This is a genomic window from Panacagrimonas sp. (assembly GCF_965216805.1).
GTDB lineage: Bacteria > Pseudomonadota > Gammaproteobacteria > Nevskiales > Nevskiaceae > Panacagrimonas.
Genome location: NZ_CBDCGN010000002.1, coordinates 51,951 through 74,281, shown reverse-complemented (window position 1 = coordinate 74,281; position 22,331 = coordinate 51,951). Strand labels below are relative to the sequence as shown.

The 22,331-nt window shown below is 68.1% G+C and carries 19 protein-coding genes and 1 other RNA gene; 3 read left to right on the top strand and 17 right to left on the bottom strand.

Features of this window, described 5'->3' with window-relative positions:
• Positions 1 to 66: 66 nt before the first annotated feature.
• The 17 genes from ftsA to rsmI form a co-directional block, all read right to left on the bottom strand.
• Positions 67 to 1,299 (bottom strand): cell division protein FtsA, encoded by a 1,233-nt coding sequence (ftsA, locus tag ACOOHP_RS00500; RefSeq protein ID WP_420466919.1) that lies wholly within the window; start codon positions 1,297 to 1,299, stop codon positions 67 to 69.
• Entirely contained in the window at positions 1,299 to 2,048 is a 750-nt protein-coding gene (locus tag ACOOHP_RS00495; RefSeq protein WP_420464510.1) for a cell division protein FtsQ/DivIB, read from the bottom strand. The genes ftsA and ACOOHP_RS00495 overlap by 1 nt, the downstream gene beginning before the upstream one ends.
• Positions 2,045 to 3,019: a D-alanine--D-alanine ligase gene (locus ACOOHP_RS00490; RefSeq protein ID WP_420464509.1), complete on the bottom strand. Its 975-nt coding sequence runs from the start codon at positions 3,017 to 3,019 to the stop codon at positions 2,045 to 2,047. The genes ACOOHP_RS00495 and ACOOHP_RS00490 overlap by 4 nt, the downstream gene beginning before the upstream one ends.
• A gap of 184 nt (positions 3,020 to 3,203) precedes the next feature.
• On the bottom strand, positions 3,204 to 4,196 hold the full coding sequence (gene murB / locus ACOOHP_RS00485) for a UDP-N-acetylmuramate dehydrogenase (RefSeq protein ID WP_420464508.1): 993 nt from the start codon (positions 4,194 to 4,196) through the stop codon (positions 3,204 to 3,206).
• On the bottom strand, positions 4,193 to 5,614 hold the full coding sequence (murC, locus tag ACOOHP_RS00480) for a UDP-N-acetylmuramate--L-alanine ligase (protein ID WP_420464507.1): 1,422 nt from the start codon (positions 5,612 to 5,614) through the stop codon (positions 4,193 to 4,195). The genes murB and murC overlap by 4 nt, the downstream gene beginning before the upstream one ends.
• Entirely contained in the window at positions 5,611 to 6,693 is a 1,083-nt protein-coding gene (gene murG, locus ACOOHP_RS00475) for an undecaprenyldiphospho-muramoylpentapeptide beta-N-acetylglucosaminyltransferase (RefSeq protein WP_420464506.1), read from the bottom strand. Before murG ends, murC begins: the two co-directional genes overlap by 4 nt.
• Positions 6,690 to 7,901 (bottom strand): putative lipid II flippase FtsW, encoded by a 1,212-nt coding sequence (gene ftsW, locus ACOOHP_RS00470; protein ID WP_420464505.1) that lies wholly within the window; start codon positions 7,899 to 7,901, stop codon positions 6,690 to 6,692. The genes murG and ftsW overlap by 4 nt, the downstream gene beginning before the upstream one ends.
• Complete coding sequence (murD, locus tag ACOOHP_RS00465) at positions 7,880 to 9,316, bottom strand: UDP-N-acetylmuramoyl-L-alanine--D-glutamate ligase (RefSeq protein WP_420464504.1); 1,437 nt, start codon at positions 9,314 to 9,316, stop codon at positions 7,880 to 7,882. Before murD ends, ftsW begins: the two co-directional genes overlap by 22 nt.
• Entirely contained in the window at positions 9,316 to 10,401 is a 1,086-nt protein-coding gene (gene mraY, locus ACOOHP_RS00460; RefSeq protein ID WP_420464503.1) for a phospho-N-acetylmuramoyl-pentapeptide-transferase, read from the bottom strand. Before mraY ends, murD begins: the two co-directional genes overlap by 1 nt.
• Before the next feature lie 2 nt (positions 10,402 to 10,403).
• The gene (locus tag ACOOHP_RS00455) at positions 10,404 to 11,765 is read right to left on the bottom strand and encodes a UDP-N-acetylmuramoyl-tripeptide--D-alanyl-D-alanine ligase (protein WP_420464502.1); all 1,362 of its coding nucleotides are present in this window, start codon (positions 11,763 to 11,765) and stop codon (positions 10,404 to 10,406) included.
• Positions 11,762 to 13,267, bottom strand: a complete 1,506-nt coding sequence (locus tag ACOOHP_RS00450; RefSeq protein WP_420464501.1) for a UDP-N-acetylmuramoyl-L-alanyl-D-glutamate--2,6-diaminopimelate ligase — start codon at positions 13,265 to 13,267, stop codon at positions 11,762 to 11,764. Before ACOOHP_RS00450 ends, ACOOHP_RS00455 begins: the two co-directional genes overlap by 4 nt.
• The gene (locus ACOOHP_RS00445; RefSeq protein ID WP_420464500.1) at positions 13,264 to 15,021 is read right to left on the bottom strand and encodes a peptidoglycan D,D-transpeptidase FtsI family protein; all 1,758 of its coding nucleotides are present in this window, start codon (positions 15,019 to 15,021) and stop codon (positions 13,264 to 13,266) included. Before ACOOHP_RS00445 ends, ACOOHP_RS00450 begins: the two co-directional genes overlap by 4 nt.
• Complete coding sequence (gene ftsL, locus ACOOHP_RS00440; RefSeq protein WP_420464499.1) at positions 15,018 to 15,347, bottom strand: cell division protein FtsL; 330 nt, start codon at positions 15,345 to 15,347, stop codon at positions 15,018 to 15,020. Before ftsL ends, ACOOHP_RS00445 begins: the two co-directional genes overlap by 4 nt.
• Positions 15,344 to 16,288, bottom strand: a complete 945-nt coding sequence (gene rsmH, locus ACOOHP_RS00435) for a 16S rRNA (cytosine(1402)-N(4))-methyltransferase RsmH (protein ID WP_420464498.1) — start codon at positions 16,286 to 16,288, stop codon at positions 15,344 to 15,346. The genes ftsL and rsmH overlap by 4 nt, the downstream gene beginning before the upstream one ends.
• Positions 16,289 to 16,414: 126 nt before the next feature.
• Positions 16,415 to 16,855 (bottom strand): division/cell wall cluster transcriptional repressor MraZ, encoded by a 441-nt coding sequence (gene mraZ / locus ACOOHP_RS00430; protein ID WP_420464497.1) that lies wholly within the window; start codon positions 16,853 to 16,855, stop codon positions 16,415 to 16,417.
• A 308-nt stretch (positions 16,856 to 17,163) separates the two neighbouring features.
• Positions 17,164 to 17,544: RNase P RNA component class A (gene rnpB, locus ACOOHP_RS00425), an RNA gene on the bottom strand.
• Between the two features lie 10 nt (positions 17,545 to 17,554).
• Positions 17,555 to 18,454 carry a 16S rRNA (cytidine(1402)-2'-O)-methyltransferase gene (gene rsmI, locus ACOOHP_RS00420; RefSeq protein WP_420464496.1) on the bottom strand — a complete coding sequence of 300 codons (900 nt, stop codon included), beginning with the start codon at positions 18,452 to 18,454 and terminating at the stop codon, positions 17,555 to 17,557.
• A gap of 50 nt (positions 18,455 to 18,504) precedes the next feature.
• Here rsmI and ACOOHP_RS00415 point away from each other — a divergent pair, with 50 nt between their 5' ends.
• The 3 genes from ACOOHP_RS00415 (at position 18,505) to ACOOHP_RS00405 (ending at position 22,276) form a co-directional block, all read left to right on the top strand.
• Entirely contained in the window at positions 18,505 to 20,235 is a 1,731-nt protein-coding gene (locus ACOOHP_RS00415) for a penicillin-binding protein activator (RefSeq protein WP_420464495.1), read from the top strand.
• A 1-nt stretch (position 20,236) separates the two neighbouring features.
• Positions 20,237 to 20,581: a YraN family protein gene (locus ACOOHP_RS00410; protein ID WP_420464494.1), complete on the top strand. Its 345-nt coding sequence runs from the start codon at positions 20,237 to 20,239 to the stop codon at positions 20,579 to 20,581.
• A gap of 216 nt (positions 20,582 to 20,797) precedes the next feature.
• Positions 20,798 to 22,276 (top strand): FAD-binding oxidoreductase, encoded by a 1,479-nt coding sequence (locus tag ACOOHP_RS00405; protein ID WP_420464493.1) that lies wholly within the window; start codon positions 20,798 to 20,800, stop codon positions 22,274 to 22,276.
• Positions 22,277 to 22,331 lie beyond the last annotated feature (55 nt).

The following is a 22,331-nucleotide window of genomic DNA, read 5'->3' as shown; positions in this document are numbered from 1 at the left end:
TGCAACACTTCTAACAACATTCTTTTCGCGATTCCGCAGTCCTTCTCGGCTCCTGAAAACCGCCCTTCAAAAATTGCCCTTGAACCAGCTGTTGAGCCGCTCGATCCAGTACGACAGCGCGTTGCGATCGCCGGGCGACTGCCGCGATTGCGTCTGAGAGCGGGCATAGATCAGCAGGCCCACCGCGGTCGCATACGCCGGGCTGTGCGCCACGTCGCGGATGCCGGTGACCTCGTGTGGCGGCCCGACCCGCGTGGGCAGCTCGAACACTTCCTCGGCCAGTTCCGGGACACCCGGCATCAGCGAAGCCGCGCCGGTCAGCACCACGCCACCGGCGATGGCGTCGTACCAATCCGCCCGATGCAGCTCCTTGCGCACGAAGCGGAACAGCTCCTCGTAGCGCGGCCGGATCACCTCCGCGAGCGTCGAACGCGACAGCCTTCGCGGTGGGCCCTCGCCCACGCTCGGCACTTCGATCTCCTCGTCGTGCTGCACCATCTGCGGCAGTGCGCAGCCGAACTTGACCTTGATCTCCTCGGCCGCCGCGGTCGGCGTGCGGAACGCCACGCTGATGTCGTTGGTGACCTGCTCGCCGGCGATCGGCAGCACCGCGGTGTGACGCACCGAGCCGCCCTTGAACACCGCGATGTCGGAGGTGCCGCCGCCGATGTCGACCATGCAAATGCCCAGATCCTTTTCGTCGGGCAACAGCACCGCGCTGCTGGAGGCGATGTGCTGCAGGCACAGCTTCTCCACGTGCAGCCCGCAGGACTCCACGCACTTCTGCAGGTTTTGCGCGGCGCTCATCGAACCGGTGACGATGTGCACCTTGGCCTCCAGGCGCACGCCGAACATCCCTTCGGGCTTGAGAATGCCCTCCTGGTTGTCGACCACGAACTCCTGCGGCAACACGTGGATGACTTTCTGGTCGGCGGGAATCGCGATCGCGCGCCCGGCCTCGATCACCTTCTCGACGTCGCGATGGCTCACCTCGCGCGAACTCACCGGCACCACCCCCACCGAGTTGTGGCTCTTGATGTGTGCGCCGGACAGACCCACGTAGACGTTCTGCACGCGCGCGTTGGCCATCATCTCGGCCTCTTCCACCGCACGGCGGATCGACTGCACGGTGGCGTCGATGTTGATCACCACCCCGCGCTTGAGTCCGCGCGACGGTTGCTGGCCCAGACCCACCACCTGGATCTGCCCGCCTGGCATCACCTCGCCGATCACGCAAACGACCTTGGACGTGCCCACGTCCAGGCCCATCAGCAGCTCGCGCGACTCGCGCTTGTTCATCATGGTTCATCAGCTCCGGTTGTTTCGGCCTCGCGCCAACCGACAGCGAACCCGTTGGTGTAACGAAGATCCACGTACTCCACCTGCTGCCAGCGACCGTCGAGCGTGCGCAGCACCACATCGCGCAACATCGGCAGCTTTTCGTCCGGCGGGCTCTGGCCGAATCGCAACTCGATGCCGCTGTCGGTGCGCGCCGTCCACTCGCCGCGCGCTTCCAGTTGCAATCCCGCCAGGGCCGCCGGCGTGTTCGCCAGCACGCGCGACACCCGCTCCCAGGTGTGGGCCACTTCGATCTCGTGTCCGGGGCTGCCGCCCAGCAACGGCAGACCGGCCGGAATCTGTGCCGCACGCGGCACGAAGGCGCGCGCCTCGGTATCGAGCAGGCCGTCGTCGTTCCAGCGTGCGTAGGGCTGGCGCTCGACGATGCGGACACTGACCATTCCGGGCCAATGCCGTTCCGCGCGGACCTGTGCCACCCAGGGCAGTTGCGCCACCGCGTCGCGCAGCGCGTGCATGTCCAGCGCGAAGAAGCTGTTGCTCAGATAGGGCTCTACCGCGCGCTGCACGTCGTGCGCCTGCATGCGCTCGAAATGCCCACGCACTTCCAGACGCGTCAGCGGCGCCTCTTCCGGCACCAGCGCCCACAGGCCTGCGAGCACCAATGCCAGCATCAGCAGCGACGACAGCAGCGGCGACAGGCGCCAGTTCGGCAGCGCCAACGGTCGCGGCAGGCTGTGCGCGCGGCTCATGGCGCGTCACCGCCGGCATCCGACACCGCCTGCGGCAACGTCGTTTCCAGAATCGCCCAGCACAGCGCGCCGAAGTCCATCCCGACGGCCGCCGCTGCCATCGGCACCAGCGAGTGCGAGGTCATGCCCGGCACCAGATTCGCTTCGAGCAGCCAGGGTTGCTGCTGCGCGTCGAGCAGGAAATCCACCCGGCCCCAGCCGTGCGCGCCGAGCAGATCGAAGGCCTGCAGACAGATGCCCTGGATGCGGGCTTCCAGCTCCGCAGGCAGGCCGCTCGGGCAGACGTAGCGGGTGCGCTCGGAAACGTACTTGGCGTGGTAGTCGTAGAACTCGCCGTCGGGCTCGATGCGGATTGTCGGCAGCGCTGCGCCGTCGAGGATCGCGCAGGTGTACTCGCCGCCCTCGATGCAGCGTTCGGCGATGACCGCGCGCTGCAACATCTGGTGTTCGCCCGCCGCGCGGCGGTACGCCGACACCGCCGAGGTCGCAAACTTGACCTTGGCGATCCCGACGCTGGAACCCTCGGCCACCGGCTTGACGAAATACGGATAGCCCAGCGTTTCACCGGCGTGCAGAGCGTCGTCGTTGCCGCGCAACAGCTGCCAGTCGGGGGTCGGCAGGCCGGCGGCCTTCCACAGCACCTTGGTGCGCAGCTTGTCCATGGCCAGGGCCGAGGCGAGCACCCCGCTGCCGGTGTACGCCAGACCCTGCAGTTCGAGTGCGGCCTGCACCGTGCCGTCTTCGCCGCCGGTGCCGTGCATCACGATGAACGCGCGGGCGTAACCGTCCTGCCCGAGTCGCAGCACCTTGTCGCGGTCGACATCCACTGCAACCGCATCCACCCCGCGCGCCAACAGCGCGGCATGCACGGCGCGACCGCTGCTCAGCGACACTTCGCGCTCTGAGGACCACCCCCCCATGAGCACGGCGACCTTTCCGAACTCGGCGGGATTGGAGACCTTGGGTCTCATGCATCCCTCCGTGCGTGGGGGTGGACCCTTGTCTGGCCTTCCGGCCCACGGACAAGTCCGCGGGCGTTCGTCGCGCGCGGAGCGACATCGAGTCGCTCCGCACAAAACGCGCGACTCACCCACCCCCCCATGAGCACGGCGACCTTTCCGAACTCGGCGGAATCGCCGACACGCCGACGAGCGCTCATGTCTGCGCTCCGACAATGCGGACTTCGGGGCTCAGATCGACGCCGGTCCGGCTGCGTACGGTATGCCTGAGGTGATCGATCAGACGTTCGACGTCGGCGGCGGTGGCGCCGTCGTCGGTGACAATGAAATTGGCGTGCAGGCTCGACACCTCGGCACCGCCGATGCGATAGCCCTTCAGGCCGCAGGCCTCGATCAGCCGCGCCGCGTAATCGCCGGGGGGATTGCGAAAGGTGCTGCCCGCACTGGGCTTGCCGACCGGCTGTGTCGCCTTGCGCCGGGCCAGCCACTCGCGCGTGGTGCGCTCATGGCCGCCGTCGACATCTTCGGTGACGCGAAAGCGCGCGCCGAGAAATCCGCAGAAGCCCGGCGGCGCTTCGATATGCCGATACTCGAAGCGAAAGTCCTTGGCTTCCAGCCAGGCGGTGCGGCCGTCCAGATACAGCACCTCCACCGCGGCCACATGCGGCCAGGTCTCGCCGCCCCAGGCGCCAGCATTCATCGCCAGCGCGCCGCCCACCGTGCCCGGAATGCCGGCCATGAAACCGAGCCCGGCGCGCCCGAGGGTCTGCGCAAACTTGGCCAGGCGCGCGCAATGCACACCGGCTTCGGCGTAGATCTCCGACGGACCCGCTTCGGCGAGGCCGTCAAGCGCGCCATGCAGGGAGATCACAGTGCCGGGCCAACCGCCATCGCGGACCAGCAGATTGCTGCCCAGACCCAGCCACAGCAGCGGTTCGGCGGGCTGCAGCGAGCGCACGAACACGATCAGGTCTTCACGGTCGGCGGGTTCGAAGTAGCGCGCCGCGGGACCGCCGACGCGCCAGCTGGTGTGGGTCGCCAGCGATTCGTTCTGCAGCAGCCGGCCGCGCAACGCCGGCTGCGGCGCGCGGCTCACCGGCGTCGACGCCCGCGCCGATGCCGCGCGGGCGCGCTTGCCGGCCTTGAGGCCGGTACCGCGACCCGACTTGCCGCCGCCGCGCGCGCTCATGGAGCGCTCCCGTAGTGCTGCAGCAGCAGCGCCGGTGCATTGCCGATGTCACCGGCGCCGATGGTCAGCAGCACGTCGCCGTCTTCCAGCACCCCGCTCAGGGCTTCGGGCAGCTCTGCCACCGCCTTGACGTAAACCGGCTCGACCTTGCCGCGCGCGCGGATGCCACGTGCCAGGCTGCGCGCGTCGGCTCCGGCAATCGGCGCCTCGCCCGCCGGATAGATCTCCAGCAGCAGCAGCGCGTCGACCTGCGACAGGATTTCGCAGAAGTCGTCGAACAGGTCACGGGTCCGGGTGTAGCGATGCGGCTGGAACGCGGCCACGAGGCGCTGGCCGGGATGCGCCGCGCGCATCGCCTGAAAGGTGGCGGCGAGCTCGCGCGGGTGATGTCCGTAGTCGTCCACCAGCCAGCAGCGGCCCCGCGGCAGCGTCAGCCAGCCATGCGACTCGCAGCGCCGGCCGATGCCCTGAAACTCCAGCAGCGCCTTGCGAATGCTGGGCAGGCTCACGCCGAGCTCGCGCGCGATGGCCACCGCCGCCATGGCGTTGAGCACGTTGTGCAGGCCGGGCAAGTTCAGGTGCAGGTTTTCGCGCGTGCCGTCGCGCCACACCGCGACGAAGTCGTTTCCATGGCCGCTGGCGACGACGCTTTCGGCGCGCACGTCGGCGTCGGCGTCGAACCCGTAGGTGAGGATGGGGCGCCCGATGCGCGTCTGCAGCTCCATCACCACCGGATCGTCCGCGCACAGCACGGCCAGACCGTAGAACGGCAGCCGCTGCAGGAATTCGATGAAGGTGTCCTTGAGCCGTTCGAAGTCGCCGCCGTAGGTCTCCAGATGATCGGCGTCGATGTTGGTGACGGCCGCGATCATCGGGTTCAGATGCAGAAAGGACGCGTCGCTTTCGTCGGCCTCGGCGACCAGATACTGGCTGCTGCCCAGGCGTGCATTGGTGTCGGCGCTCTTGACCTTGCCGCCGACCACAAAAGTGGGATCGAGTCCGCCCTCGGCCAGCACCGCCGCCACCAGACTGGTGGTGGTGGTCTTGCCGTGGGTACCGGCAATCGCGATGCCGTGCCGGAAGCGCATCAGTTCGGCCAGCATCTCGGCGCGACGCACCACCGGAACGCGCTGTGCGCGGGCGTACTCCAGTTCGGGATTGCCCGGCGGCACCGCGGTGGATACCACCAGCACGTCGGCGCCGTGCGCGTTGGACTCCGCATGACCGATGAAAATCTGCGCGCCCAGGCCGGCGAGCCTGCGCGTGGCCGCGCTGTCGCGCAGATCGGTGCCGGAAACCTGGTAGCCCAGGTTGAGCAGCACCTCGGCGATGCCCGCCATACCGCTGCCGCCGATGCCCAGCATGTGGATGCGTCGCACCCGCCGCATCACCGGATGCACGTGATGGGGCGCCATCATGAGCGTGCCCCGGCGACGTCCACGCAGACGTCGGCAATGGTGTCGGTGGCGTCCGCCCAGGCCGTGGTGCGCGCGCGCTCGGCCATTTCGATCAGCCTGATGCGGTCGGACAGCAGATCCGTCAGCTCGTCGCAAAGGCGCTGCGCGCTCAGTTCGGCCTCGGCGATCAGGCGTGCGGCGCAAGCCTGCACCAGGTGCTCGCCGTTGCGGGTCTGGTGATCGTCCACCGCAAACGGAAACGGCACCAGCAGCGCCGCACAGCCGGCTGCGGACAGTTCGGCCACGGTCGAAGCACCGGCACGACACACCACCAGGTCGGCTGCGGCGTAGGCGGCGGGCATGTCGTGGATGAAGGCTTCGATCTGCGCCTGCACCGCACAATCGGCATAGGCGCGTTGCGCCAGCTCCAGGGTACGGCCGGCCTGGTGGCACACCTGCGGCCGCGACTGCGGCGGCATCAATGCCAGCGCCTGCGGCATCCGCTCGTTGAGCGCGCGCGCGCCCTGGCTGCCGCCCAACACCAGCACCGTCGGCGGCGCGCTGGCGCGCTCCACCATGCGCCGCGACGGCGAAGGCAGTTCGGCAAAGCCGTCGCGCACCGGGTTGCCGACCGTGGTGGCGCCGACGAACGTCCCGGGGAAAGCTTCGAGCACCCGGCGCGCCAGTTTCGATAATAGGCGATTGGTCAGCCCCGGCGCGGCGTTCTGCTCGTGGATCACCAGCGGCGTGCGCCGCAGCCAGGCCGCCAGACCGCCCGGTCCGGCGGCGAAGCCGCCCATGCCGAGCACGGCATGTGGACGCCGTCGCGACAGGATCCGCCAAGCCTGCCAGACCGCCCGCAGCAGGCGCAGCGGCGCGCCGATCAGGGTCCAAGTGCCCTTGCCGCGCAGGCCGCCAACCTGCACCAGCTCCAGCGGATAGCCTTGCGGGGGAACGGTGCGCGCCTCGAAGGAGTCCGGCGCGCCCATCCACACCACCTCGTGCCCGCGACGACGCAGTTCGTGCGCGACCGCGAGGGCGGGAAAGACGTGGCCGCCAGTGCCACCCGCCATGATCACAAAGCGCAGAGCGTCGCTCATGACGACGGCACCGTCTTGCGCGACTCGGCCTGGCGATTCTCGTAGTCCACGCGCAGGATCAATGCCAGTAGGATCATCACGGTGATCAGCGACGATCCGCCGTAGCTCATCAAGGGCAGGGTCAGTCCCTTGGTCGGCAGCGCGCCCATGTTGACCGCCATGTTGATCAGCGCCTGAAGGCCCAACCAGGTGGTCAGGCCGTAAACCAGATAGGCCTTGAAGCGTTCGCCCAGGGCCTCGGCCTTGGCACCGATGACAAACCCGCGCCACACCATCACGCAGAACAGACCCAACAGCACCAGCACGCCGAACAGACCAAACTCCTCGGCGAGGATGGCGAAGATGAAATCCGTGTGCATTTCCGGCAGGTACAACAGCTTCTGCACGCTGTTGCCCAAGCCCACGCCGACCCACTCGCCGCGACCGATGGCGATCAGCGAGTTGGCCAGCTGCCAGCCGCCGTTCTCCATGTCGGCGAACGGATCGGTGAAATTCATCAGGCGACGCACGCGATAAGCCTCGGCCATCGCCAGCAGGCCCAGCCCGACACTCGCCACCAGCACCAGCCCGATCAGATAGATCATGCGGGCGCCGCCCAGGAACAGCATGATGAAGGCCACCGCAATCAGGATGGCGGTGGCGCCGAAGTCGGGCTCCAACAGCAGCAGCACGCCGGCCAGGAGCACCGGCAGAAAAGGAATCAGCAGGCCGCCGAGAGTGTTCTGCAGCCGTCCCTGGCGGCGCACGATATAACCGGCCAGATAGGTGATCAGCGCCAGTCGTGCCGGTTCCGATGCCTGGATTCGGATGAACTCCAGGTCGATCCAGCGCCGCGCGTGATTGACCTTGACGCCGATGCCGGGAATCAGCACCACCGCCAGCAGGATCAGTCCGCCCACCGCCAGCCAGCCGCTCTTGCGCTCCCATACGTGCGCCGGTACCAGGAACGCGCCCCAGGCCAGCAGACCGCCGATGCCGGTGAAGACCAGTTGACGATAGAAAAAATAGAACGGCTCGCCGGTGAGCTTCTGCGCCTGCGCCACCGAAGCCGAGGCCACCATCACCAGACCCCAACACAACACCGCGGCCACCGCTGCGCACATCAGCGGGTCCAGACCCACCTGCGCACGCGGCAACGGCAACACCAACTGCTGCGGCTGCGAGTTCCAGCGTGGCAGGCTCAGGTTCATGCGTGATCGCACACCCATCGGCTGAAGCGCTCACCGCGCTCCACGTAGTTGCGAAACTGGTCCAGACTGGCGCAGGCCGGCGACAGCAGCACCTGATCACCCGGCTGCGCCAGGGTCTTGGCACGCGACAGCGCCGCGTTCATGTCGGGATCGCGATACACCGGCAGCGCGCCGTAGATGGCGTCTTCAATGGCCTGTGCGTCCTGGCCGAACAGCAGCGCCGCACGGCCCTTGTCCGCCAAAGGTTGCGCCAGCGGTGAAAAATCCTGCCCCTTGCCCTGGCCGCCGCCGAGCCAGACGATCGGGCCCGGCAAACCCTTGAGCGCCGCCAGGGTGGACCCGACGTTGGTGCCCTTGGAGTCGTTGAGCCAGGTCACGCCGCCGCGTTCGGCAACGAACTCGCATCGATGCGGCAGACCCCTGAACTCGCGCAAGGCCTGCAGCGCAGCCTCGCGCGCGATCCCGACTGCGTCGGCCAGCGCCAGCGTGGCGAGGGCATTGGCCACGTTGTGCAGGCCGTGGATCTTGAGCGCTGCACATGGGAGCACGGGAATCGGCAATCCGGAATCTGGAATCGTCGAGGCAAGCCAGGTTTCGGCTTGGTGCTGCACGAGACCGTATTGCTGCGTGGGTGTCGGCGCGCCCAGACCAAACGCTACCGTTCTTGCGACTCCCGATTCCCGATTCCCGATTCCCGTAAACGCATCGTCCCGGTTCACCACCGCCACCTCGCAGCCGCGAAAAATGCGCGCCTTGATCGCGGCGTAGCGCGCCATGTCGTGGTGACGGTCGAGATGATCCTCCGCCAGATTGAGGAAGGCCGCCGCGCTGCAGCGCAGGCTGTGGGTGGTTTCCAGCTGGAAACTCGACAGCTCCAGCACGTACAGCTCGGTGTCGTCGCTCAGCAGATCCAGCGCCGGTGTGCCCAGATTGCCGCCCACCTTCACACGTAGCCCGGCTGCGCGCGCCATCTCGCCGACCAGGGTGGTGACGGTACTCTTGCCGTTGCTGCCGGTGATGCCGATGACGCCGGGAGACGAGAGACGGGAGACGGGAGACGAAACCGCACGCGCAAACAACTCGATGTCGCCAATCACGGGGATGCCGGCGGCGATCAGCGAGTGCACGAAGGGCTCGTCGAGCGACACGCCCGGTGAAACCACCGCCTCGGCAAACTGCGTCAGTGGCCGCGGCGCGTCGAAGGCGCCGAGCCGGAATTCGACCTGCGGAAACTCGCGACGCAGCGCCTCGACGCCAGCCGGCGCCGCACGCGAATCGGTAACGACCAGCTTCGCGCCTTCGCGTGCGAGGTAGCGGAGTGCGGAGACCCCGGACGCACCGAGTCCGACGATCAACAGCGAAACCCCGTCGTAGCGATTCCCGATTCCTTCGGGGCTCCCGCCGGTCCACTCCCGATTTCTGACCGAGGCCATCACCGCACCTTCAGCGTCGACAGACCGATCAGCACCAGGATCAGGGTCACGATCCAGAAGCGCACGATGATCTTGGGCTCGGGCCAGCCCTTGAGTTCGAAGTGATGGTGCAGCGGCGCCATGCGGAAGATGCGCTTGCCGCCGCTGTACTTGAAGTAGGCCACCTGCAGCATCACCGACAGCGTTTCGGCCACGAACACGCCGCCCATCACCACCAGCACCAGTTCCTGGCGCACCAGGATCGCCACCACGCCCAGCGCCGCGCCCAGCGCCAGGGCCCCGACGTCGCCCATGAACACCTGCGCCGGATAGGCGTTGAACCACAGGAAGCCCAGCCCCGCGCCCGCTAGAGCGGTGCAGAAGACCACCAGCTCACCGACCCCGGCGATGTACGGGATGCCCAGATAACCCGCGATCTTGACGTTGCCGGTGCAGTAGGCGAACACCGCCAACGCCGAAGCCACCAGCACGCAGGGCATGATGGCCAGGCCGTCGAGCCCGTCGGTGAGATTCACCGCGTTGCTGGTGCCCACGATCACCAGATAGCTCCAGAAGATGAAGAACAGTCCCATCGGGACGGCCACGTCCTTCAGCAACGGAAAGATCAGGCTGGTTTCCACCGGCGCCTGGGCGGTGACGTAGATCAGCGCCGATACGCCGAAGCCGGCTAGCGACAACCAGAAATATTTCTGTCGCGCCGTGAGGCCCAGGTTGCGCCGGTGCTTGATCTTGATGAAGTCGTCCGCAAACCCCACGGCGCCGAACGAAAGCGTGACCAGCAGCGCGAACCACACGAAACGGTTGGTGAGATCCGACCACGCCAGGGTGGCGATGGTGATGGCCGCCAGGATCATCACGCCGCCCATGGTCGGAGTGCCGGTCTTGGCCTGATGCGACTTCGGCCCGACCTCGCGGATCACCTGGCCGAACTTGAAGTCATGGAGTTTCTGGATCATCCAGGGGCCGGCGATGAACGAAAAGATCAGCGCAGTGAGCACGCCCAGAATGCTGCGAAAGGTCAGATAGCCGAACAGGTTGAACTCGCTGACCGACTCCTTCATCCACATGGCAAGGTGATACAGCATCGTCAGTGCGTCTCTCGCGCGGTCTCGCCACACAGCGCGGCGACCAGTAATTCCATCCGCGCCGAGCGCGACCCCTTGACCAGCACCGTGATGCCTTCACCCAGTTGTGCAGCCAACCGCTGACTCAATACCGTTACGTCGGCATAGCGTTCGGCCGACTCTCCATAACCGCGTGCGTAGTCCGCACCGGCTGCGCCGACCGTGCACAGACGCTCGATCCCCAGCGCCTTGGCACTGGCCCCGCAGGCCTGGTGCAACGCCGCCGAATCTGTCCCCAGCTCGGCCATGGCACCGAGCACCGCCCAGCGCTGGCCGGGCTGCTGCGCCAGCAGTTCCAACGCCGCCTGCATCGAAGTGGGATTGGCGTTGTAGCTGTCGTCGATCACGCGCGCGCCCTGCGGCGTGCGCTTCCACGCCACCCGCCCCTGCGGCGCCTGCACCCGAGCCAGACCTGATGCGATCTGCGGTGCATCCATACCCAGCGCCGCCGCACAGGCCGCCGCTGCCAGCGCGTTCATGACGTTGTGTCGACCCGGCAGCGGCAGTTCGGCGCTGGCGGTGCTGCCGGGAACACGCAGCTCGAAGCGCGTGCCGGTGGCGGTGGCCACGATGTCACTGGCACCGACATCGGCGGTCGCATTCAAACCGAACCCGATCTGGCGACCGCGCGCCATGCCACGCCAGAGATCGGCGTAATCGTCATCGACATTGATCACCGCGATGCCGTCCGCACCCAGGCCGGCGAACAGTTCGCCCTTGGCGCGCGCCACGCCTGCGCGGCTGCCGAAGCCTTCCAGGTGTGCATCGCCCGCCTGTGTCACCACCCCGATCTGCGGTTGCGCCAGCGACGTCAGCAGCGCGATCTCGCCTGCACGATTGGCGCCCATTTCGATCACCGCGGTGCGATGCGAGTCGCGCAGTTCCAGCAGGCTCAGCGGCACGCCGATGTGATTGTTGAGATTGCCGCGCGTCGCCAGCACCGGCCCGCGTGCCGCGCATACCGCGGCCAGCAGCTGTTTGGTGGTGGTCTTGCCGTTGCTGCCGGTGATCGCCACCACCGGCACTTCGAAGCGCCGTCGCCAGGCAACGGACACCGCCTGCAGCGCCTGCAGCGGATCGTCCACAAGAAGTTGCGCGGCCGGTGCGTTGAGCCTGCGAACCACGATTGCACCGACCGCGCCCTTCCCTGCAGCCCCGCCCACGAAATCATGTCCATCGAAACGCTCGCCGCGCAGCGCCACGTAGAGGTCGCCGGCCTGCGCTGCGCGCGAATCGGTCACCACGCGCTGCACGTCGGCGTCCGCGCCGATCAGCTGCGCCTGCGCGACCTGCGCAAACCACGACAGGGGCGCCATGCCGCTCATGCCGCCCCCATGCAGTTCGCGACAAACTCGCGATCGCTGAAAGGCACGACACGGTCGCCATACGTCTGGGTGGCTTCATGACCCTTGCCGGCGATCAGCACCACGTCGCCGGCGAGCGCTTGATGCAGCGCCTGCTCGATGGCGCGCGCACGCTCGTGCTGGACCGCCACGCGGCTGCGATCCGCGGCGGCGACACCCTGCAGGATCGCTTCGACGATCAACGCCGGATCTTCGCTGCGCGGATTGTCGTCGGTGATCGTCACCCGATCCGCCAGCCTTGCTGCGACCTCGCCCATCAGCGCGCGCTTGCCGCGATCGCGATCGCCTCCGCAACCGAACACGCAGTGCAGGGCACCAGCGGTATGTGCGCGCAACGCGTCCAACACCTGTTCCAGCGCCTTGGGCGTGTGCGCGTAATCCACCACCGCCAGTGCGGGTGTAGCGGAGCCGCGAAACGCCTCGATACGGCCCGGCACGGTCTTCACCTGCGCCAGCACCTCGGCGATTTCCGACAGGGAACGGCCCGCCTCGCGCAGTACCGAGACCGCAGCGAGCAGGTTGTAAACGTTGAAGCGGCCCAGCAGGGTCGAGTGCAAGGCGACCTGCCCCGCCTCGGTCTGCAGCTCGAAACTCAGCCCCTGCGGGTGCAGTCGTACATCGCGCGCCAGCGCATACGGCATCGTTTGTGCGGGAGCGTCGCCATCAATTCCATACACGCGCAGGCGCGAACGCTCGGGCGTAGGCCGGATCGCCTCGATCCACACGGCGCCCATCGCATCGTCGCGATTGAGGATCAACGCCCGGCCGTCGGCCACTTCGAACAGGCGTCGTTTGGCCGCGGCATAACGCTCCAGCGTGCCGTGGTAGTCCAGGTGATCGCGACTGAGGTTGGTCAGCACCGCCGCGGCGAAGCGCACGGCACCGACACGGTTCTGTTCCAGCGCATGCGAGGACACTTCCATGGCGCAGGCGCCGATGCCTTGGTCCCGCAACGTCGCCAGGCATCCCTGCAGGCTCACCGGGTCCGGCGTGGTGTGCGTGGCGGCATCGAGCTGCTGCAGGCTGCCGCTGCCCAGCGTGCCGACATAGCCGCAGCGACGGCCGAGCAGGTCCAGCGCCTGCGCGATCAGATGGGCGGTCGAGGTCTTGCCATCGGTGCCGGTGACGCCGGCCACGAACATCGATTCCGAAGGCCTGCCGAAGAACCGCGCGGCGATCTCCCCAACATGCACCGACAGGCCTTGAACCTCCACGCAGGGGACCGGCGCCTGCGGCGGCGACTGGTCATCGGCGGGCTCCCAGACGATGGCACTGGCGCCACGCGCCAGCGCCTGCGGCAAGTGCGCCAGACCGTGACCGTGCGTGCCGCGCACGGCCAGGAAGGCCTCGCCGGACCGCAATTGCCGCGTATCGAGCGCCAGCCCGCGCACCGCGATCGCAGGCGCAACCGGGGTCAGGCCTGCGAGCAGATCGCTGAGCATGCACGCGGACTGCGCGTTCAAGAACGCGGCCTCGTCGGCAGGGTGTCGGGCATCGCAACCTGCGGGCCGGACTGCGACGGCATGCAGTCTTCGGCACACTCGTCCGGCGCAATCTGCAGCAGGCGCAACGCGCCCTGCAGCACGGTGGAGAACACCGGAGCCGACACCACGCCACCGTAGTAATCGCCAGTGGCCGGTTCGTCGATCATCACCAGACCGATCAGGCGCGGTTTGCGTGCCGGCACCATGCCGATGAACACCGACTGGTGGCGCTTGGCGTCGTAACCGCCGGTGGCCGCCACCTTGCGCACGGTGCCGGTCTTGCCGGCGACGTGATAGCCGGGAATGTTGGCGCGCGTGCCGGTGCCGCCCTGCGCGGTAACCAGCTCCAGCATGTGCCGCACCTGACGCGCCGTTTGCGCGCTCACCGCCCGCTGCGGAGGCGCCTGGCGGCCGTCGCTGACCAGCTTGAGCTGCGGCATCAGGCCGTCGTTGGCCAGCGCCGCATAAGCGCGCACCAGATGCAAGGCGTTCACCGACAGCCCGTATCCGTAGGAGGCGGTGGCGGTGGCGATCTGCCCCCACTGCGAGGGAGGGCGCAGCAGCGGCGCGGTTTCGCCCGGAAAGCCGGAGGCGACCCGATCGCCCAGGCCGAACTTCTGATAGCCCTGCCAGATGTTCTCGGCACCGATCTGGATGCCGAGCTTGGCGGCGCCGACGTTGCTCGACTTGGCCAGGATCAGCCCGATGTCGGCAGTGCCCAGCGCGTGGATGTCGCGCACGGTCAGGCGCGCCACCTGCATCCAGCCATCGCCGGTGTCGATGCGGGTGCCCGGCACCACCGCGCCTATTTCCAGTGCCTGCGCCACCAGCAAAGGTTTGACGGTGGAGCCGGGCTCGAAGGAATCGACAATGGCGCGGTTGCGCATGCGTCCTGGCTTGCGGTCCTCCGGCTTGTTGGGGTTGTAGCCGGGCTGGCTGGCCACCGCCAGAATCTCGCCGGTCTGCGCATCGGCGACCACCACCAGCCCGCCCTTGGCCTTGTGTTCGCGCACCGCCTGCTTGAGTTCGCGATAGGCCAGGTACTGCAGCCGCAAGTCCATCGACAGGTACAAGTCTTCGCCGGGATGCGCCGGTACCGCATCGGTGGTGTCTTCGACGATGCGCCCGCGGGCGTCGCGGATCACCCGGCGCGAGCCATCCTTGCCGCGCAGGCTGTCGTCGTGCGCCAGCTCCATGCCCTCCTGACCCCTGCCGTCGACGTCGGCAAAACCCACCACCTGACCTGCCACTTCGCCCGCCGGGTAGTAGCGCCGGTACTCGCGTGTGGAGAACACCCCAGGCGCTTTCAGCGCCAGCACCCGGCGCGCCTCGTCCGGCGGCAGTCCGCGCTCGATGTAGACGAACTGGCGCTTGGCCCGTTCCTGCAGAAAGCGCATCAGGGTCGCGGGCTGCTGACGCAACACCTTGGCCACCGCGGCCAGGTGTTCGGGCGACGCCAGCAAGGCCGAGGGCACGCACCACAACGAATCCACCGGGGCGGACAACGCCAGCGGCTCGCCGCGGCGGTCGCGGATGGCGGCCCGATGGCCCTGCAGCGTCACCGTGCGAACCTGTCGCTCGGTGCCCTTCTGGGTCAAGTAGTCCCGCTCGATCACCTGCAAGTGAAACGCTCTGGCGGTGACGCCCACCGCGCCGACGGCCAGCACCGACAACACCAGCAGGCGACGCCAGATCGCCACCGGCCGCAACTTGTGCTGGATGTGCGCGCTCACGGTGCGGTCTCCAGCCGCGAGGTCTTGACGATGACGTAGTTGCGCGGCTCCGACATGCCCAGACTTTCGCGCGCGGTCGCCTCGATGCGCGCGTGGTGCGACAGCGCGGCTTCCTCGAGCTGCAACTGCGACCACTCCATCTGCAGGCGATCGCGTTCCACCCGCGCCTGTTCGAGCGCGCCGGTGAGGCTGCGGTTGTCGTGCTTGATGCGTACCGCCCATAGCGCCGAACCCATCACCAGCACGGCCAGCACCAGCGGCAGCATCATCCCGTGCGGCCGCGCTTCGATCAGTCCCAGGTACAGCCGCTGCCAGGTGTAGTTCACGGGCGACGCTCCGCCACCCGCAGCACCGCGCTGCGCGCACGCGGGTTGTCGGCACATTCGGCGTCCGACGGAAACACGCGCCCGACGACGCGAAACGCCGGCGCCGTCGGACCCGAGCCGAGACGCGCGTCGTACAGGACCTGCGTCGGGTCGAACGCTTCATGCTTCGCGCTAGAGGCCTCGCGGACGAAACGCTTGACGATGCGATCTTCCAGCGAGTGAAAGCTGATCACGGCGAGCCGGCCGCCGCCAGCCAGCAAGTCGAGGCTGGCGTCCAGCGCAGTCTTGAGCGCGTCGAGCTCGCCGTTGATGTGGATGCGGATGGCCTGGAAGCTGCGCGTGGCCGGATGAATTTTCTGGCGCGGGCCCGGCACCGCACGCGCAATCAGCTCCGCCAGCTGCGTGGTGCGCGTGATCGGCGCCTCGGCGCGCGCCGCCACCAGTCTTCGCGCGATGCGGCGGCTGGCACGCTCCTCGCCGTAGGTCCACAGGACTTCGGCGATCTCGCCCTCCTCGGCAGTGGCCAGCCAGTGCGCGGCGGGCATGCCCGCGTCCGGATCCATGCGCATGTCCAGCGGCCCGTCGTGGACGAACGAGAATCCGCGGGCCGCATCGTCGAGCTGCGGGGAGGACACGCCCAGATCCAGCAGCAGACCGTCGACCTTTCCCACCAGCTGCTGTTCGCGCGCCCAGGCACCCAGCGCCGAAAAATTGCGCCGGTGAAAGTGAAAGCGGGTGCGCCCGGCGAATTGCGAGGCCGCTGCACGACAGGCTTCAGGGTCGTGGTCCAGCGCGTGCAGAACGCCGTGCGGGCCGATCTGCGTCAGGATCGCCGCGCTATGACCGCCGCGCCCGAACGTGGCGTCCACGTAAGTTCCGCCAGCCTTGAGCGCGAGCCCGGCGAGCGCTTCATCAAGCATCACCGGGCGGTGCGCAGGCATCGGCTCAATACGTCCGCGCCGGGGCACCGTCGCCGGGATGCCATGACCGCCACGAAACGAGGTCGAATGGCCCAGCACCGCCGGGACGCAGGGGATGGCGGCAGATGATTGCAGCATCGGCGCCCGTCACCGCTTCAAGGTCCGGAACGCATCGGTCACGCGCTCGCCGAGCGCGGAACCCTCGCCGAAGCGCTCGTTCCAGAGTTCCTCCGGCCACAGATCGAAGCGCCGAATCTGACCCATCAACACGCCCGAACCGTTGAAGCGCGCGTAACGCCGCAGCATCGGCGGCAGCAGCACGCGGCCTTGTTTGTCGATCTCGGTTTCGCAGGCAAAGCCGATGAACACGCTCTTGAGCAGTTCGGCGCTGTCGCGGTCGTCCATGTTCTGGATTTCGTCGGCCAGACGCTGGAACTCGGGCGCCGGGTAGAGCTCCAGGCAGGGGTTGGGCCCACGGGTGACGACCAGCTGCGAACCGCAGCTATCGGCCAGCTCCTGGCGATAGCGGGCCGGGATCGCCACGCGACCCTTGTCGTCGATGGTCAGTTGATGTGACCCGGAGAACACGTTCGGCCCCTAGTGAATGTGGACAGACTCCCCACAATTGCCCACAAATAACCCCTTCGAGGCACTATAAACCACGTCGTCACCCCCTACAAGCCAAATCGGAGCAATATTTCTTGCCTGAACAAGCGCTTACCGTCGGCTTAACAACGAGCAATAACTTCACCAAAAACAGGGTGATGTCGGGCGTTCTTCATGTGGGGGGCAGACATCGCAGGCGCGCGGACGCCGCTGCGGGCTGCGGGGGCGGGCGAAACCGCCCGCCCCCGCAGCCCCGGTTCGGTGCCGATGATCAGCAGCAGCGAAATCAGAAAACGAGTCGGCCTGTAAGCCGGGTTCTGTCGAGAACGATCATTCCTCTAGGCGCCGTGTCGCCACGGCGCTCCAGCAACCTACCCGGAAGGCGCGTGGGCCACGCGTTTGCCCCGAAGGACAACCCTTCCCTATTTGGTCTTGCTCCGAGTGGGGTTTGCCGTGCCGGTCTGTTGCCAGACTCGCGGTGCGCTCTTACCGCACCGTTTCACCCTTGCCTGATCCCGTCTTGCGAGGGGCCATCGGCGGTTTGCTCTCTGTTGCACTTTCCGTCGCCTCACGGCGCCCAGGCGTTACCTGGCACTCTGCCCTGTGGAGCCCGGACTTTCCTCCCCCGATAGCCCTTGCAGGTTCACGGCGGCGATCGTTCAGCCGACTCTGCGACGGATTCTACGCGCCTTCGGTAGCGTCGGCGTCGTTGGCGTCGGCGCCGCCCAGCCCCAGGGCCAGTTCGTATACCACCTGCTTGCGTAAACCGGTCAGTGCGGCGACGGCCCGCGCCGCGCGCGACGCCGGCATTTCCGCCAGCAGCACGCGCAGCAGACGTTGGGCTTCCCGGGCCTGGTCGCTGTCGGCGGCCGGCGCTGGGGAGATAGCCAGCACGAACTCGCCGCGCTGCCGATTGGGGTCCTCGGCGATCCACTGCGTCAGCGCCGTCGCCGGTAACAGCACGCTCTGCTCGAAACGCTTGCTGAGTTCTCGGCCCAGCATCAGCGGGCGCTCGCCCAGCACCGCAGCGAGGTCGGCCAGACTGTCGACAACGCGGTGACTGGATTCGTAAAGCAGCACCGTGCGCGGTTCGTGCGCCAGCTCGGCGATGCGTTGCCGCCGTGCCGCCGGCTTCGGCGGCAGAAAGCCCACGAACAGGAAACTGTCGCTGGGCAGCCCGGCGATGGACAGGGCCGCGATGGCCGCACAGGGTCCCGGTACCGCCAGCACCGCGCAGCCGGCGTTGCGCGCCGCACGCACCAGCTGAAAACCCGGATCCGAAATCAGTGGGGTGCCGGCATCCGACACCAGCGCCAGCGATTCGCCCGCCTGCAGCCGCGCGACCAGGCCATCGACGACCTGGGCCTCGTTATGGTCGTGCAAGGCGGTCATCGGCGTATCGACGCCGCAGTGGCGCAGCAACACCGCGGTGGTGCGCGTATCTTCGGCTGCGATGCGACTGACTCCGGCCAGCACCGCGCGCGCACGCGGCGACAGATCGCCCAGATTGCCGATGGGCGTGGCCACCACATAGAGGCTGCCCGGCTGGATGTCGGCGTCGTGTTCGGAGGCAGAGGTCAAAGCATGATCCGTTGGGAAGGCCAGGCAAGGCTGCGTGCGATACTTTAGCGATGACACTTGCACGCTGGTCTTTCGTTCTGTGGCTGAGCGTCTGGACGCTCGCGATTCAGGCGCAACCGCCGACGGCTGCGGCGGTGCTGTCGCTGATCGGCACCGCCGAACAGGCGGTGGCGCAGGGAGACGATCGTGCCGCCGAAGCAGCGCTGTCGCGCATCCCGAGCGGTTCGGCCGACGGCATGCAACTGGCCCGCATTCAACTGGTGCGCGCCGAGATCGGCCTGATCCGGCGCCAGCCGGGCACCATGCTGCGCGCGCTGCCGCCTACCAGCCAGCACGTGCCGGCGCTGGCCGCACGCATGGAGTCGCTGCGCGCGCGGGCGTACTTCCTCGACGGCGACCCCGCACAGGCGGTCGCGGCGCTGGTGGAGCGCGAACGCTGGCTGCGCTCGCCCGACGAACTGGCCGACAACCGCGAAGACATCTGGCGCGGCCTGCTTGCCGCGCCCTTGCCTGGCCGCACTATCGCCGCGCTTGACACGCAGCCGCCCATGGTACGCGGCTGGCTGGACGCCGCGCGGGTGCTGCAGCAGGGTCCGACCGGCGAGGCGATCTCGGCGTGGTCGCGGCGCAATCCCGGCCACCCCGCCTCGTCGTGGATGGCGCAGGTGCGATTTCCCGGCGGCGGCTCGGCGCAAGCGCAGGCGCCGCCAGCCCTGTCGATACCCGGCCTTGGCGCGGTCGGCGGCCGCTTGGCGGTGCTGTTACCGCTGAGCGGAAGCCTGGGTGCAGCCGGCAGCGCGGCGCGCGACGGCATGGCCGCAGCCTGGTTCGGCGCCCCCGCACCGCGGCCAAGCCTGCGCTTTTACGATACCCGCGGCGATGCTGGCGCCGCGCTGGTGGCCTGGGAGACCGCCGTGCTCGACGGCGCCGATCTGATCGTCGGACCGTTGACCAAACCGGCGGTGGCGATCATCGCGCGACAAGGCACGCCGCGTCCGTGGATCGCACTGAATTACGTCGACCAGCCGCTATCCGGCGCGCTGCAGTTCGGCTTGGCGCCCGAAGACGAAGCGCGTGCCGCCGCGGTGGACGCCCTGGCCAGTGGCCGCCGCCAGGCACTGGCGCTGGTGCCCGACAACGAATGGGGCACGCGTGCGCTGCAGGCGTTCACCGAAACCTTCGTCAGCCAGGGCGGCCGCGTGCTCGACAGCGTGCGCGTGAAATCCGGCACGCAGGATTTCGGCGACGCCATGCGCCAGCTGCTGCGGCTCGAAGGCAGCCGCTCGCGCCACCAGCAACTGACGCAGGTGCTGGGTGTGCCCAGCGAGTTCGAGCCGCGGCCGCGTCAGGACGCCAATCTGCTGTTTGCGCCGCTGCGTGCCGAGGAGATTCGCGCCCTGTCGCCGCAGCTCGCGTTCTTCCGCGCCGGCAGCCTGACCACCTATGTGATCTCGGCCGCGCACTCGGGGCGCGTGGACGAGCAGCTCGAGGGCCTCAAACTGTGCGACATGCCCTGGGTGATGTCCGGCGGTGGCGCGGTGGACGATCAGCGCGCACGCGACGCACTCAATTTCCCCTTTCCGGTGCGCACGCAGCCGCGGCTGTTCGCGCTGGGGCGCGACGCTTTTGAGCTGGCGCGCGGCATGCTCGGTGGCAACTTGCATCGCATGCAGGACCTCGCCGGTGCCACCGGCCGCCTGCAAGTGGCGCCCGGCGGGCGCGTCATTCGCACGCTCGACTGCAGCCGCGTGGTCGAGGGCCGCGCGGTTGCCGGCACCTGACGTGAAAGGCGCCGAGGCCGAAGACCTCGCCTTGAATTACCTGTTGTCGCGCGGCCTGCACCTGGTGGACCGCAATCTGCGCGCGCCCGGCGGCGAACTGGACCTGGTCATGCGCGAGCGCGACGTCCTGGTAATCGTCGAGGTGCGCAAGCGCAGCCACGCAGGCTACGGCGGCGGCGCCGAATCGGTGGACCGCCGCAAGCAGGCGCGCATCGTGCGCGCCACGCTGGGACTGCTGGCGCGCAGACCGGACTGGGCGCGCATGGCGATCCGTTTCGACGTGGTGACCCTGGACGCACAGGACCGGATCGAGTGGATACCGGCGGCGTTCGACGCGCAGGTGTGAGCTTTGAAGGTCCCGCCGGACGGCCGGAATCATTTCACGCAAAGACGCCAAGTGCAGCGCAATGGCACAGAGAGCATCGTGGGACAATTCGCGAAATCCGGCCGGGAACGAGTGAACTGTAGGGTCCGGCCGCCGGTTTCCTTGCCTCTCGTTTACCCGTTGTGTCTTTGCGCTTTTCCTTGCGCCTTTGCGTGAATCGCTTTTCGGCAAACCGACATGAACCGCCCCAAAGACACCGCCGACAGCCTGGATCGCGCCCGCGCCGCCATCGCCGCATTGTCTGCGCACTGGCCTGCCGGCCGTCTGCTCACCGATCCCGCCGATTGCCTGGCCTACGGCTACGACAATTCGCGTCGCGTGGTGGCACCGCAGGCGGTGGTGTTCGCGCTGGACGAGGACGAGGTCGTGCGCGTCGTCGAGGCCTGCCGCGATCGGCGCGTGCCGTTGACCGTGCGCGGTCGCGGCACCAATACCACCGGCGCCAGCGTGCCGGTCGACGGCGGCATCGTGCTGTCGATGGAGCGCATGAACCGCATCCTGCGACTGTCGCCGGGTGATCGGCTGATCGAATGCGAGGCGGGTTGTCTCAACGGCGACGTCCAGCGCGCCGCGGCAGCGCATGGGCTGTTCTGGGCACCGGACCCGACCAGCGCCGACTACTCCACCGTCGGCGGCAATCTGGCCTGCGGCGCCGGCGGGCCGCGCGCAGTCAAGTACGGAACCGCGCGCGAGAACGTGCTGGGCCTGAGCGCGGTCACCGGCGCCGGGCAGCGACTGCGCTGCGGCAGCCTGACCACCAAGGGCGTAGTCGGTTACGACTTGACGCGGCTGTTGATCGGCAGCGAAGGCACGCTGGCGTTGATCACGCGGGCCGCCCTCAAACTGCTGCCGCGCCCGCCGCACAAGCGCACCCTGCGCGCGGCCTATAGCGACGTCGCCAGCGCGATCGCCGCGGTGACCCGCATCATGGGCCAGCCCGCCACGCCCTGCGCACTCGAGTTCTTCGACGGCGATGCCGTGGCGCTGGCGCAAGCCTGGCGCGATTGCGGCATCCCGGAGCGCACCGGCGCGCTGCTGTTGATCGATATCGATGGCGACGGCGACGGACTGGAAGCCGACACCGCCGCGGTTGCAGCAGCGGCCGGGACCACCGGACTGTTGGAGCTGCGGCAGGCCGCCACCGCCGCCGAATCCGAGGACCTGTGGGCGGCGCGCAAGGCGCTGTCGCCCTCTTTGCGCAAGCTGGCACCGCGCAAGGTCAACGAGGACGTGGTGGTCCCCGTCACCCAGCTGCCCACACTGGTGGCCGGCCTGCGCAAACTGTCCACGGACCACGGTTTGCGCGTCGTCAGCTTCGGCCACGCCGGCAACGGCAACCTGCACGTGAACCTGCTGGCCGACCCGCTCGACAGCGCGCAGTCGCGGGCCATCGAGGCCTGCCTGCACGCCCTGTTCGAGCTGGTGCTGTCCTTGGGCGGCAGCCTGTCCGGCGAACACGGCGTGGGCATCGAAAAGCGCGCTTACGTGAATTGGGAAATCGATGCACCCAGCCTGGCCTTGATGCGGGCGATCAAGGTGGTGTTCGATCCCGCCGGCATCCTCAATCCGGGCAAGACGCTACCGGATGCATCGGAAGGCTCCGATACCGCTCCGTCGCGGACAAGCCGGGAACCGGGGTTCAAGCATCCGGTGTAGGCGCCGCGGAACGCAAAGACGGCGGCTGTCTGCCGCCGCGCTGCGAGATGCATTC

Bases quoted from the DNA above. Each gene is read 5' to 3' on its own strand.
- murC (WP_420464507.1), bottom strand. From the start codon at position 5,614: ATGATGGCGCCCCATCACGTGCATCCGGTGATGCGGCGGGTGCGACGC.
- murG (WP_420464506.1), bottom strand. From the start codon at position 6,693: ATGAGCGACGCTCTGCGCTTTGTGATCATGGCGGGTGGCACTGGCGGC.
- ACOOHP_RS00405 (WP_420464493.1), top strand. From the start codon at position 20,798: ATGAACCGCCCCAAAGACACCGCCGACAGCCTGGATCGCGCCCGCGCC.
- ftsA (WP_420466919.1), bottom strand. From the start codon at position 1,299: ATGAACAAGCGCGAGTCGCGCGAGCTGCTGATGGGCCTGGACGTGGGC.
- rsmH (WP_420464498.1), bottom strand. From the start codon at position 16,288: ATGCCTGCGCACCGCCCGGTGATGCTTGATGAAGCGCTCGCCGGGCTC.
- murB (WP_420464508.1), bottom strand. From the start codon at position 4,196: ATGAGCGCGCGCGGCGGCGGCAAGTCGGGTCGCGGTACCGGCCTCAAG.
- murD (WP_420464504.1), bottom strand. From the start codon at position 9,316: ATGGCCTCGGTCAGAAATCGGGAGTGGACCGGCGGGAGCCCCGAAGGA.
- ftsW (WP_420464505.1), bottom strand. From the start codon at position 7,901: ATGGGTGTGCGATCACGCATGAACCTGAGCCTGCCACGCTGGAACTCG.
- ACOOHP_RS00415 (WP_420464495.1), top strand. From the start codon at position 18,505: ATGACACTTGCACGCTGGTCTTTCGTTCTGTGGCTGAGCGTCTGGACG.
- ACOOHP_RS00490 (WP_420464509.1), bottom strand. From the start codon at position 3,019: ATGAGACCCAAGGTCTCCAATCCCGCCGAGTTCGGAAAGGTCGCCGTG.
- ACOOHP_RS00455 (WP_420464502.1), bottom strand. From the start codon at position 11,765: ATGAGCGGCATGGCGCCCCTGTCGTGGTTTGCGCAGGTCGCGCAGGCG.
- ACOOHP_RS00495 (WP_420464510.1), bottom strand. From the start codon at position 2,048: ATGAGCCGCGCGCACAGCCTGCCGCGACCGTTGGCGCTGCCGAACTGG.
- mraY (WP_420464503.1), bottom strand. From the start codon at position 10,401: ATGCTGTATCACCTTGCCATGTGGATGAAGGAGTCGGTCAGCGAGTTC.